Consider the following 11,558-nt stretch of genomic DNA (forward strand, 5'->3'; position numbering starts at 1 on the left):
CCGGTAGAATCGGAAGCACCGACCCTCATCACCACCGCCGGAAGGCCGCCCCGTGCCAGCAGCACCCCCCGCCGCCCCCGACGCCACGGCCGACGTGGTCCTCGTCGTCGACTTCGGCGCGCAGTACGCCCAGCTCATCGCCCGCCGCGTCCGTGAGGCCCGGGTCTACAGCGAGATCGTCCCGTCCACCATGCCGGTGGCCGAGATGCTGGCCAAGAACCCCCGCGCGATCATCCTCTCCGGCGGCCCGTCGTCGGTGTACGCGGAGGGCGCGCCGTCCCTGGACCGCTCGCTGTTCGAGGCCGGCGTCCCGGTCTTCGGCATGTGCTACGGCTTCCAGCTGATGGCCACCACGCTCGGTGGCACGGTCGACGACAACGGGGCCCGTGAGTACGGCCGTACCCCGCTGCACGTCACCAAGGCGGGCTCGACGCTCTTCGAGGGCACGCCCACCGAGCAGCCGGTGTGGATGTCGCACGGCGACGCCTGCTCGGCCGCACCCGAGGGCTTCACGGTCACCGCCTCCACCGACGTGGTCCCGGTCGCCGCCTTCGAGAACGACGAGAAGAAGCTGTACGGCGTCCAGTACCACCCGGAGGTCATGCACTCGACCCACGGCCAGCAGGTCCTGGAGCACTTCCTCTACCGTGGCGCGGGCATCGAGCCGAACTGGACCACCACCAACGTGGTCGAGGAGCAGGTCGCCCTCATCCGCGAGCAGGTCGGCGACAAGCGCGCCATCTGCGGCCTCTCCGGCGGCGTCGACTCCGCGGTGGCGGCGGCCCTGGTCCAGAAGGCCATCGGCTCCCAGCTGACCTGCGTCTACGTCGACCACGGTCTGATGCGCAAGGGCGAGACCGAGCAGGTCGAGAAGGACTTCGTCGCCGCGACCGGCGCGAAGCTGAAGGTCGTCGACGCGGAGAAGCGCTTCCTCGACGCCCTCGCCGGGGTCTCCGACCCGGAGCAGAAGCGGAAGATCATCGGCCGCGAGTTCATCCGCGTCTTCGAGCAGGCCCAGCTGGAGATCCTCCAGGAGGAGGGCCCCGAGGTCGCCTTCCTCGTCCAGGGCACGCTCTACCCGGACGTGGTGGAGTCCGGCGGCGGCACCGGCACCGCCAACATCAAGTCCCACCACAACGTCGGCGGCCTCCCCGACGACATCGAGTTCCAGCTCGTCGAGCCGCTGCGCCAGCTGTTCAAGGACGAGGTCCGCATGGTCGGCCAGGAGCTGGGCCTCCCCGAGGAGATCGTCCAGCGCCAGCCGTTCCCCGGCCCCGGCCTCGGCATCCGCATCGTCGGCGAGGTCACCAAGGACCGCCTCGATCTGCTCCGCGAGGCCGACGCCATCGCCCGCGAGGAGCTGACGGCGGCCGGCCTGGACCGCGACATCTGGCAGTGCCCGGTGGTCCTCCTCGCCGACGTCCGCTCGGTCGGCGTCCAGGGCGACGGCCGCACCTACGGCCACCCGATCGTGCTGCGCCCGGTCTCCTCCGAGGACGCGATGACGGCCGACTGGTCGCGCCTGCCGTACGAGACGCTGGCGAAGATCTCCACCCGCATCACCAACGAGGTCGCCGACGTCAACCGCGTCGTCCTCGACGTGACGAGCAAGCCGCCGGGGACGATCGAGTGGGAGTGACCTTCCCCGCTCTCTGAGAGCCCCAGGTCGACGCCGATGCCGTCGCTCATTCGTTTGGGCGGCGGCATTGTCGTATCGGATGGGTACGCTGAGTGAAGAGACGAGACTCCGGCGTATGGGAGCAACTATGAGCGCCGCACCCGAGGACAGGCTTGAGCAGGAGCCGAACCGGTGGCCGGTCCCGCCGGAGGGCGGCTGGACGGCGGACGACCTCGACCGGATTCCGGGCCTCCCGCCCCACACCGAGCTGATTGACGGGAGTCTCGTCTTCAAGAGTCCGCAGCGGAAGTTCCACACGCGAGCCATGTGGCTGTTGGAATCCGCGCTTCTCGCCCACGTTCCCGCGGATCTGGACGTCGACCGGGAGATGACCATCAGGCTGGACGCCAGCAACCGCCCGGAGCCGGACCTGCTGGTGTACCGGGCCGACGCCGACACCGGACCCGACCAGACCTGGTACGCACCGGAGGACGTCGTCCTCGCTGTCGAGGTCGTCTCCCCCGATTCCCTGGAGCGCGACCGGGGCGTCAAACCGCGCAAGTACGCCGAGGCCGGGGTCAAGCACTTCTGGCGGGTCGAGCAGGGTGACGACGATCTGCCCGTCGTCTACGTCTACGAGCTCGACCCGGCGACGCACACCTACACGCCCACCGGAATCCACCACCAGAAGATGAACCTGTCCGTTCCCTTCCGGATCGACGTGGACCTCAGCGAGATCTACCACCGGGGCCGCCGGTAATTCCCTGGCACGGGCCCCTCCACCCGTGCCAGGCTCCTCCCTCATGTCCGCCGAAGAAGTCCACGCCATCATCTCCGCCGCCGGGAACGACCGCCTCACCTGGAACACCCCGCTCTCCGAGGAGCATGCGGCCCGGCTGATCGCCGCCTGCGACCCCGCCCCCGGGGCCCGGATCGTCGATCTCGGGTCCGGCTGGGGCGAACTGCTGATGCGGCTCGTCGAGTCCGCGCCCGGGGCCACCGGGGACGGCGTCGAGACCGACCCGGCCGCCGTGGCGCGCGGGCGGAAGCTCGCCGAGGAGCGGGGGCTCACGGAGCGGGTGCGGTTCCACGAGACGCCCGCCGCCCAGTGGTCGGACGGCGGATACGACCTCGCCGTCTCCATCGGCTCCTCGCACGCCTGGCCCGGCACCACCCGCGAAGCCCTCACCGCGCTGGCCGCCACCGTGCGCCCCGGCGGGCGGGTGCTGTTCGGCGAGGCGGTCTGGCTCAAGGAACCGACCCCGGCCGCGCTGGAGGGCATCGGGGCCGGGCCGGGGGACTTCGGGTCGCTGCTGGAGCTGATCCGGCTCGCCGAGTCCGTCGGGCTGCGCGCCCTCCAGGTCACCGTCGCCGACGAGCGCGAATGGGACCTCTTCGAGTCCGAGGGCCCCATCGGACGCGGCCAACGCTGGGCCCTGGCGAACCCGGACCATCCGCTGCACGCCGAGGTGACGGCCGAGATCGACGCCCGCCGCACCGGCTACTACGGCGGCTACCGCTCGTACCTCACCCTCGCCTATCTGGTGCTCGGCACCTGACCTACAGCTGGTCCGCGAGGCACTGCCGAGCGGCGTCGACGAAAGCCGTGCGCAGGGCCGTGCAGCGGGCCCGGACACCTTCCGGTCCATCGTCGGCGGTGGGCATGGAGCGGATGCTCCCCTCCGACCCGACGGTCGACGTCGCGGGCACGGCGTACGACTTCACCACCCCGCGCCGTATCGGGAAGCAGGCCATCGACGTCGCCTTCACCGGTCTCGACCGCGACGCCGACGGGCGCGCCTGGGTCCGCCTGGAAGGCTCGCGGCGCGCCACCCGATTCTGGCTGGACGAGGCCCAGCCATGGCTGGAGGTCTACACGGCGGACCAGGTGCCGCCCGCCCCGCACCGCCGGGGCATCGGCGTCGAGCCGATGACGGGACCGCCGAATGCCCTGGGCAGCGGTACCGACCTGATCCGGCCGGCCCCGGGCGCGTCGTACATCGGCGGCTGGGGCGTCCTCCACGGCTGACCCGGCCCGGAAACTGCGCGACGGCCGCACCCGTGTCCTCCTCGGGCCGCTCGGCCGGACGGATCGGTATCACCTGCCGGAGCGGCCATTGCGGGCGAGCGCCGCTCCGTCGTGGCCGCGGGTGGCCAGTTCATTTGTCCTCAAGCCACCCGATTGCTTCGCAACACCATCTTTTCGTCCGGGAAAGTGATGATGTGGCCAGGGCGAGCACGCTCACGACGGAGGAAGCGACATGGTCCAGGGCTTTTCCAAGGAACCGGGCACCCACGGGCCGCTCACTGACGTTCCCCCGAGGGGCAACGGAAGATCACCCGCTGGGCAGCCGCGATCGCTCTGGGCGGCTTCCTCTTCGGCTTCGACACCGGGGTTGTGTCCGGCGCCCTGCTGTACATCAAGCAGGACTTCGACCTGAACTCCTTCGAGCAGGGCAGCGTGGTCAGTGTGCTGCTCATCGGCGCGGTGATCGGCGCCACCTCGGCCGGCCGGCTCTCCGACGGACTCGGGCGGAGGAAAGCGCTCGGCCTGATCGGCGTGGTGTTCATCATCGGCACGGCGATCGCGAGCACCGCGAACGGATACCCCGTCCTCATGGTGGGCCGTATCATCCTCGGCCTCGCGGTCGGTGCGGCATCGGCGACGGTGCCGGTCTACCTCTCCGAGATCTCACCGACGAAGATCCGTGGCCGGCTGCTCACGATGAACCAGCTGATGATCACCCTCGGCATCCTGATCGCCTACCTGGTCAACCTCGCCTTCTCCAGCGGCGGGATGTGGCGGGCCATGTTCGCCGTCGGCGTGGTCCCGGCCGCCCTCATGGTGGCGGCGACCCTGTGGTTCCTTCCCGAGTCGCCCCAGTGGCTCATCGCGCACGGGCAGGCGGAGAGGGCGCGCAAGGGTATCGCCTCGGTCGCCGACGAGGCCACGGCGGACGCCTTGGTCGCCCGGGCCCAGCACCGGATCGCCGAGGACCGCGAGCAGCGGAAGCGGAACGCCGAGTCCTCCGGCCGGGCGGCCAAGAGACTACTCACGCCCGACCTGCGTCCAGCCCTCGTCGTCGGGCTCACCCTCGCCGCCGTACAGCAGTTCGGCGGGATCAACACGATCATCTACTACGCGCCGACCATCATCCAGCAGACCGGTCTGAACGCGTCGAACTCCATCTTCTACTCCGTGTTCATCGGCCTGATCAACCTGGTCATGACGCTCATCGCGATCCGTCTGGTCGACCGGGCCGGCCGCCGCCTCATGGTGCTCGTCTCGCTGGCCCTCATGGCGGTCTCGATCTTCATGCTCGGGCTCGCGTTCGTGGTCGGCATGAACTCGGTGCTGACGCTGCTGTTCATGGTGATCTACATCGCCGCCTACGCCGGCGGCCTCGGACCGGTGTTCTGGACACTGCTGGGCGAGATCTTCCCGCCGTCCGTCCGGGCGGAGGGGTCCAGCGTGGCCACGGCAGTCAACTGGATCTCCAACTTCATCGTCAGCCTCGCCTTCCTCCCCGTGGCCTCCGCCCTCGGCCAGGGCGAGACGTTCTGGATCTTCGCCGCGATCTGCGTGCTCGCGTTCTTCTTCGTCAGCCGCTACCTGCCCGAGACCAAGGGCCGCGACCCCGAACAGATCGAAACGGCGCTGAACGCCCGCTTCGGGCGCGACCAGGGCACGCCGGACAACCCCTCGAATGCGGCTACCCCCCAGAAAGGACGGTCGTGATGACCGAAACCCTCCTCAGCCCGCCCGAGATGGAACCGTCCGACGCCCTGGTGCTCTTCGGTATCTCCGGCGACCTCGCCAAGAAGATGCTGCTGCCCGCCCTGTACCGGCTCACCGAGTCCGGCAAGCTCACCGTGCCCGTCATCGGGGTGGCCGCCACCGACTGGGACGACGACGCCCTGCGCAGACACGCGCGGGAGGCAGTCACCGCCGAGGGCACGGACATCGACGAGGAGGTCTTCGCCCGGTTCGCGGCGAACCTGTCCATCGTCGCCGGGGACTTCGCCGACGCCGCCACCTTCACCCGGTTGCGCGAGGCCGTGGCCGGGCGTGGCTTCGTGACGTACTACCTGGCGATCCCGCCGTCGCTGTTCACCGAGGTCGCCGGCTCGCTGGCCGCCGAGGGCCTGAACCGGAACGCCCGGCTGGTGGTGGAGAAGCCGTTCGGACACGACCTCGACTCCGCGCGAAAGCTCCAGGACGAACTCTCCGCCCACTTCGACAACGCCCATCTGCTGCGCGTCGACCACTTCCTCGGCAACCGCGCGGTCGAGAGCCTGATGGTCTCCCGGTTCGCCAACACACTGCTCGCACCGATCTGGCACCGCGCCTACGTGGACAACGTCCAGATCACCCTCGCCGAGGACTTCGACGTCGCCGACCGCGGCTCCTTCTACGACGCGGTGGGCTGCCTGCGCGACGTGGTCCAGAACCACATGCTCCAGGTCCTGGCCCTTCTGGTGATGGAACCGCCGAGCGCCACCAACGCCCAGGCGCAGGGGCTGGAGAAGTGGCGGGCACTGCACGCGACCCGCACCATGGACCCCGCCGTGACCGTCCGCGGCCAGTACGACGGCTACCGGGATGTCGAGGGCGTCAAGCCCGGCTCCACCACGGAGACCTACTTCGCGACCCGTATGTTCGTCGACAACTGGCGCTGGGCCGACGTCCCCTTCTACCTCCGCAGTGGCAAAGCGCTGGCCGTCTCCGCCACCGAGGTCGTCGTCGAACTGCGCAAGCCGCCACTGGAACTCTTCGGCGGCGACGGCATCCAGGCGCCGCCGAACACCATCCGCTTCCGCATCGACGGCGACACCGGCATCCGGGCGGACCTGATGCTGAACAAGCCCGAAAGCACCGACGGACCGCTGGCCGTGCCCATCGGCGTCGACTTCGCGCAAGTGCTGGGGCGGCAGGAACTCCCGTACGAGAACATCCTGCACGGGGCCGTCGTCGGCGACCCCGAATGCTTCGCCTTCTTCCCCACCGTCCTGGAGTGCTGGCGCATCGTGGGCCCCGTCCTCGACCCGGTCGAGCCGCCCCTGCCGTACGCACCGGGAAGCTGGGGACCGGACGCGGGCGACCGTCTCCCGGGGCTGCGGAACTGGCACGAGCTGGGCCCCCGCCTGTTCGACGACGCCCGCCCGGCCGGGGAACGCGGGCCCGGCGTCGCGCCGGCCGGCTGAGGACCCGTCGCGGACCGGCCCGACCGGGCGGCAAGGAGGGAGGACGATGCGTGGGACGTGGCCGCGCGTCAAGGCCAACCTGTGGCCGGTGCTCCAGCAGTCGGCCGCGGCCGCGCTCTCCTGGTGGATCGCCGGGAACGTCTTCGACCACCACGTCCCGCTCTTCGCCCCGATCGCGACACTCGTCGCCCTCAACACACCGGTCGGCGGGCGCGGCACCAACGCGGTCCGGGTCATGGCCGGGGTCATCGCGGGCGTCATCGTGGGGCAGTTGGCCTTCCGCTTCCTCGGCCACGGTGACGGGGCCGTCGGCGCCGCCGTGCTGTGCGCGCTCCTCGTCGCACTCCTCATCGACGGGGAGCGCATCACGATGGCGCAGGCCGCCGTGGGCGCGGTGATCTCCGTCGCGGCCGGGCAGCAGGCCGGCGTCGACCGCGTACAGGACGCCCTGCTCGGCGCGGGCGTCGCTCTCGTGTTCAGCCAAGTCCTTTTCCCGCCACACCCGTTCACCCTGCTGAGACGGGCGGAGGCCGCCACGTTGAGAGGGCTGGGCCGCGCGATGGAGCTGGCGGCCCGGCCCCTGGACGCTTCGGCCGATGAGCAGGAGGGCCAGGCGTGGAAGGAACTCCGCCCGGTCTACACCCTGTTGAACGATCTGGGCCGCACCCGTGACGACGCGATCGCCGTCGCCCGCCGGACCCCGCGCTGGCGCGGTCGGCGGGAGCCGATCCAGCGGGAGATCGCCGCCACACGCTGTCTGGACCTGCTCGGCAACAGCTGCCTCACGCTCATTCGCGGCGCGACGATCCTCGACCCCGTGCACAGGAAGGCGCTCGCCGCCACGCTACGGGAGCTGTCCGGGGCCCTGGACGCTCTGGCAGAGGCGCGCGGAAGCCATGCCGTGTTCCAGCATGTCGCCCGGCGCACCCTCGACATCGTCCGGGACGCCCCGGAACGCGGCTCGGCCGTACCGGTCGCGGTGGGGGAAAGCGTACGGCTGGTCGCGGCGGACATCCTGGTCTTCGCCGGCGCCGACCCGGACGAGGCCGAGCGGGCGGTGCGCGACGGGTCCACCGACATCACCGTCGAACGCCGGGCACATCCCGGGGAGTAGCCGGACGGCCTCGCGCGGTGGCGGATCACTCGAACGTGTGAACTGCGCCCGTCCCCGGCTTGCCCCGATGTGAGGACCGGCCGCCCCGTACGGCACAATTCGCTGATATCGCAAGTGAGTTGGCTGTACCGGGGCGGGAAAGGGCGTAATCCTCCGTGGCGTTGGACGAAACCAGGACGAGCGGCACGTCCGGCGGCGGATGCACCTGCGGCGACTGCCCGCACGGAGCGCGTCGCGGACACCGGCACGCGGTCGCCGCGTTCCTCGCCAAGCGGGACGAACTCGCGGCGGGCAACGGGCTGCCCGCCGGGGTCGCCCAGTCCGCTTCCGCCTCCCGGCAGTGGGTCTCCGACGAGCTGACCGGGTCCGCCCGCGCCGTCGCCGAACGGGCCCGGGAGGCCGGGGACGCCTGGCTCCACCAGGTCTGGCGGTACACCCTGTTCACCGTCTGGGGCGCGGCCGGGGCGCTGCTCGTCGGCGTCTGCGTCACCGCGATCGGGGCCGGCTGGTCCACCGCCCGCACCGCCGCGCTGCTCGCCGCCCTCGTCACGGCCGGGCTGCTCACCGTCGCCGCCCGCCTCCACCGTGCCCGCGGCGGCCTCCTCGCCCCGCTGATCGGGGAGGACAACCGGCTCTCCACCTCCCGGACGGTGGCCGCCTCCTGGGTGCTGCTCGCCGTCTTCGCCGTTCTCGTCCTCGCCCTGCAGCTGGCCGGGGCCTCCGACCCGGACGAGCGGGACGCACTGATCGAGGGGCTCGACCTCGTACGCTCCGCCGGGGTCGTCGCCGTGCTGGCCCTGGTCTGCGCGGTCGCCGTCGTCGTGCGCCGCGTCGTGACCGTACGGGTGCTGGGCCGACGGCTCCAGAAGCTGCGCGCGGACCGGCCGCGCGCCGCCGACCTGCTCACCGACGACTCCGGGCGCGGGTCGTTCACCGACGTGCAGTACGTGCTGGTCAGCGCCGTCGCCGTACTGTTCGCCGGGGTTCGCCTCGCCCGCCGCCCCGAGCAGCTGCCCGATCTGCCCTGGGGGCTCGCGCTGCTGGTGGCCGTCTCGGCGGCGACCTACTTCGCCGGGAAGTACGCGGAGGGCGGGCGGCCCGTCGTGCTGTCCGTCGTGCGGGCCCGGGAGGCCGGGGACCTGGACGGCGCCATCCGGACCGGTGACGACATCGAGATCCGGGGCGCGGGCTTCGTACCGCCCGGCGCGGGCACCCCCGACCGGCTGGCCCGGCTCGTCGTCCGGATAGGGACCGTCCACGTCCACGTCCCGCTGGTCCCGGTCGCCGGGGGCTTCGCCAACCCCACCGACACGGTTCTCACCGTGCCCGTCCCGGTCGAGGTCGAGCCGGGGACCGTGGACGTCCAGGTCGTCACCGCCGCCGGGGTGGAGACCGACCGGGTCCCGATCGACGTCACCGACTGACGACCGCCCGCTTTCCCCGATCTGCCCCGCGACCCTGGTGAGCGGCGCGCCGAAGGCGTACGTATGGTCGAAGTGACGGGACATCGGGAAGTGGGGCAGCGGTCATGAACGGTTACGGCGAGCGGGGTTCGTACGGGCTGGGCGAGCGCAGGACGCTGAAGGAACAGGCGGGCACGTACGCCCTGCTGCCGCTGCGGATCTTCCTCGGCGTCACCTTCGTCTACGCGGGCCTCGACAAGCTCACCGACAGCGCGTTCCTGTCCGCGACCGGCAGCGGCTCCATCGGCGAGATGATGCGCGGGGTGCGCGACTCCTCCGCGATCCCCGCCCTCGTCGACCTGGCCCTGAAGAGCCCCGAGGGCTTCGGATACGCCATCGCGATCGGTGAACTCCTCGTCGGCCTCGGCACCCTCGTCGGCCTCTGGGCCCGCCTCGCCGCACTCGGCGGCGCCCTCATCTCGCTGAGCCTCTGGCTGACCGTGAGCTGGCAGGCCACCCCGTACTACTACGGCAACGACCTGCCCTACCTGATGGCGTGGCTGCCGCTCGTGCTCGCGGGCGCCCCGCTGTTCTCCGCCGACGCCTTCTTCGCCTCGCGCCGCCGCCGCAGCATGTAGGCGGCCCAGGTCACCGTCGCGGCCAGCCACAGCCCGCCGAGGAACAACGGCAGGAAGAACGTCCACGTGGCCTCCCAGCCCCCGGCCGCGTCCGCCGCGTAACCGGCGGCCAGGCCCAGCATCACCAGACCGGCCACGGCCCTGCCGGGCCGGAATTCATGACGTAGCACGGGTGACCTCCACCTGTCCGATGCCGACTTCCACGTCCAGCTCGACCGTTCCGGCGGGAGCCATGCCCTTCGCCGGCGGCAGCGTGCGCTCGGTCGACTCGCCGCTGTTGATCCGGACCTGGACCCGCTGCCCGTCCTCGAGACGGACCTCCCCGAGACCCGCCTCGGCGCGCACCTTCACCGTCACGTTCGCCGGAACGACGACGGCCGCCCGCCCCGCCACCACGTCCAGCTCCGTGCGCACGGTCTCGCCCTCGGGGACCTTCAGGCCGGACAGGTCCAGCCGGGCGTCGCCCGTGCTCAGTTCGTAGCTCGGCCGGACGGCGGTCACCGACGCGGGCCGCCACTCCTGGCGGACCCACGAGGTGTCGATCTCCTTGGGCAGCGCCGCCGCGCCCGCCAGCAGACCCGCCGTGACCATGGCCAAGAAGACCGTGCCGAAGCCGGTCCGCCCCAGCAGCGAAGCGATCAGCAGGCCGAGCCCGAAGACGGCGAGAGCCGCGGCCAGACCGATCTGGAGTGCCGTGCCCAGCGGCTGGTGCTCCCAGCTCAGCCCGGTCCCCAGACCGCCCGCCACCAGCGCCGTCAGGAAGACCAAGCCGCCGATGGAACGCGGCCCGCGCGGCTCGGGGGAGGGCCGCGGGGTCCGGAACGGGGCGTCCGGAGTGGGCTGCCCGGCCTTCGCCCCGGCCCGCGCGGCCTCCGCGTCGGTGTCCGACGGCCCCCACAGATAGCCGGAGCCGACCGGTCCGGTGGTGCCGTCCTTGACGATCGGGTCCCGCCACCACGACGGGCCGCCCGGCGTCGGCGGGGCCTTCACCTCCGGCGGCGCGCCGAGCCCGCCCGTGTGCGCGGGACCCGAAGAGGGGGCCGGTGTGCCGGGCGGGGCCGCCGGGTCCTCCGGGGCCGCCGTCCGCCGGGACTGCGTCCACACGGCGAAGCCGACTACGGCCACCGACAGCAGCGCGGCGAACGACAGCATGCCCCGGTTGTGCAGCATCGACAGGAAAAGACCGCAGCCGATCAGCGCCAGCAGCAGTGCCACCAGGGACGCCCCGTCGACCCGCCCCGACAGCAGCTTGCGCGCCTCGTTCTCGTCCTCGTCGTCGGCGGGCAGCAGCAGCCAGGCGAAACCGTAGAAGATCAGCCCGATGCCCCCGGTCACCGAGAGCACGCCGATCACGATCCGGAAGATCACCGGGTCCACGTCGCAGTACCGGCCGAGCCCGCCGCACACCCCGGCGACGACCTTCTGCCGTGGGGTGCGCCGCAGCGTCGGCTTCGGCGCTTCGGGGGGCGCGACGCCGGGGCCGGCGTTGGAGGGAGCGGTCATGCCTCCATGGTGACGGGCCCGACCGCCCGCCGGGAGCCGCCCCGACCCTGGACGGTCCCTGATATTGCCCTGACTCC

General features: G+C 71.7%; 10 protein-coding genes and 1 pseudogene. 9 read left to right on the forward strand and 2 right to left on the reverse strand.

The window, feature by feature from the left end:
- Positions 1 to 52: 52 nt before the first annotated feature.
- The 9 genes and pseudogenes from guaA (at position 53) to CCZ36_RS21890 (ending at position 9,978) form a co-directional block, all read left to right on the forward strand.
- Complete coding sequence (gene guaA, locus CCZ36_RS21850) at positions 53 to 1,639, forward strand: glutamine-hydrolyzing GMP synthase (protein WP_069739883.1); 1,587 nt, start codon at positions 53 to 55, stop codon at positions 1,637 to 1,639.
- Between the two features lie 127 nt (positions 1,640 to 1,766).
- The gene (locus CCZ36_RS21855; protein ID WP_128818385.1) at positions 1,767 to 2,378 is read left to right on the forward strand and encodes a Uma2 family endonuclease; all 612 of its coding nucleotides are present in this window, start codon (positions 1,767 to 1,769) and stop codon (positions 2,376 to 2,378) included.
- A 43-nt stretch (positions 2,379 to 2,421) separates the two neighbouring features.
- Positions 2,422 to 3,177, forward strand: coding sequence for an SAM-dependent methyltransferase (locus tag CCZ36_RS21860; protein ID WP_069739885.1), 756 nt, complete (start codon positions 2,422 to 2,424; stop codon positions 3,175 to 3,177).
- A gap of 104 nt (positions 3,178 to 3,281) precedes the next feature.
- Complete coding sequence (locus tag CCZ36_RS21865) at positions 3,282 to 3,647, forward strand: aldose epimerase family protein (RefSeq protein WP_237302719.1); 366 nt, start codon at positions 3,282 to 3,284, stop codon at positions 3,645 to 3,647.
- Positions 3,648 to 3,879: 232 nt separating this feature from the next.
- Positions 3,880 to 5,357 (forward strand): annotated as a pseudogene (locus CCZ36_RS21870) (sugar porter family MFS transporter).
- Entirely contained in the window at positions 5,357 to 6,823 is a 1,467-nt protein-coding gene (gene zwf / locus CCZ36_RS21875) for a glucose-6-phosphate dehydrogenase (RefSeq protein ID WP_069744144.1), read from the forward strand. Before CCZ36_RS21870 ends, zwf begins: the two are co-directional and overlap by 1 nt.
- A 46-nt stretch (positions 6,824 to 6,869) precedes the next feature.
- The gene (locus tag CCZ36_RS21880; protein WP_164873535.1) at positions 6,870 to 7,937 is read left to right on the forward strand and encodes an FUSC family protein; all 1,068 of its coding nucleotides are present in this window, start codon (positions 6,870 to 6,872) and stop codon (positions 7,935 to 7,937) included.
- Between the two features lie 155 nt (positions 7,938 to 8,092).
- On the forward strand, positions 8,093 to 9,361 hold the full coding sequence (locus CCZ36_RS21885) for a hypothetical protein (RefSeq protein ID WP_069739889.1): 1,269 nt from the start codon (positions 8,093 to 8,095) through the stop codon (positions 9,359 to 9,361).
- 104 nt (positions 9,362 to 9,465) lie between these two features.
- Positions 9,466 to 9,978, forward strand: a complete 513-nt coding sequence (locus CCZ36_RS21890; protein WP_069739890.1) for a DoxX family protein — start codon at positions 9,466 to 9,468, stop codon at positions 9,976 to 9,978.
- On the opposite strand, the gene CCZ36_RS21895 is transcribed toward CCZ36_RS21890, so the two are convergent.
- Together CCZ36_RS21895 and CCZ36_RS21900 are read right to left on the reverse strand one after the other, a co-directional pair.
- Positions 9,885 to 10,148: a hypothetical protein gene (locus tag CCZ36_RS21895; RefSeq protein WP_079134307.1), complete on the reverse strand. Its 264-nt coding sequence runs from the start codon at positions 10,146 to 10,148 to the stop codon at positions 9,885 to 9,887. The genes CCZ36_RS21890 and CCZ36_RS21895 overlap by 94 nt on opposite strands.
- Complete coding sequence (locus tag CCZ36_RS21900) at positions 10,135 to 11,481, reverse strand: PspC domain-containing protein (RefSeq protein WP_069739891.1); 1,347 nt, start codon at positions 11,479 to 11,481, stop codon at positions 10,135 to 10,137. The genes CCZ36_RS21895 and CCZ36_RS21900 overlap by 14 nt, the downstream gene beginning before the upstream one ends.
- Between the last annotated feature and the right edge of the window lie 77 nt (positions 11,482 to 11,558).

The sequence above is a fragment of the Streptomyces sp. S063 genome, assembly GCF_002832675.1.
Classification (GTDB): domain Bacteria; phylum Actinomycetota; class Actinomycetes; order Streptomycetales; family Streptomycetaceae; genus Streptomyces; species Streptomyces sindenensis.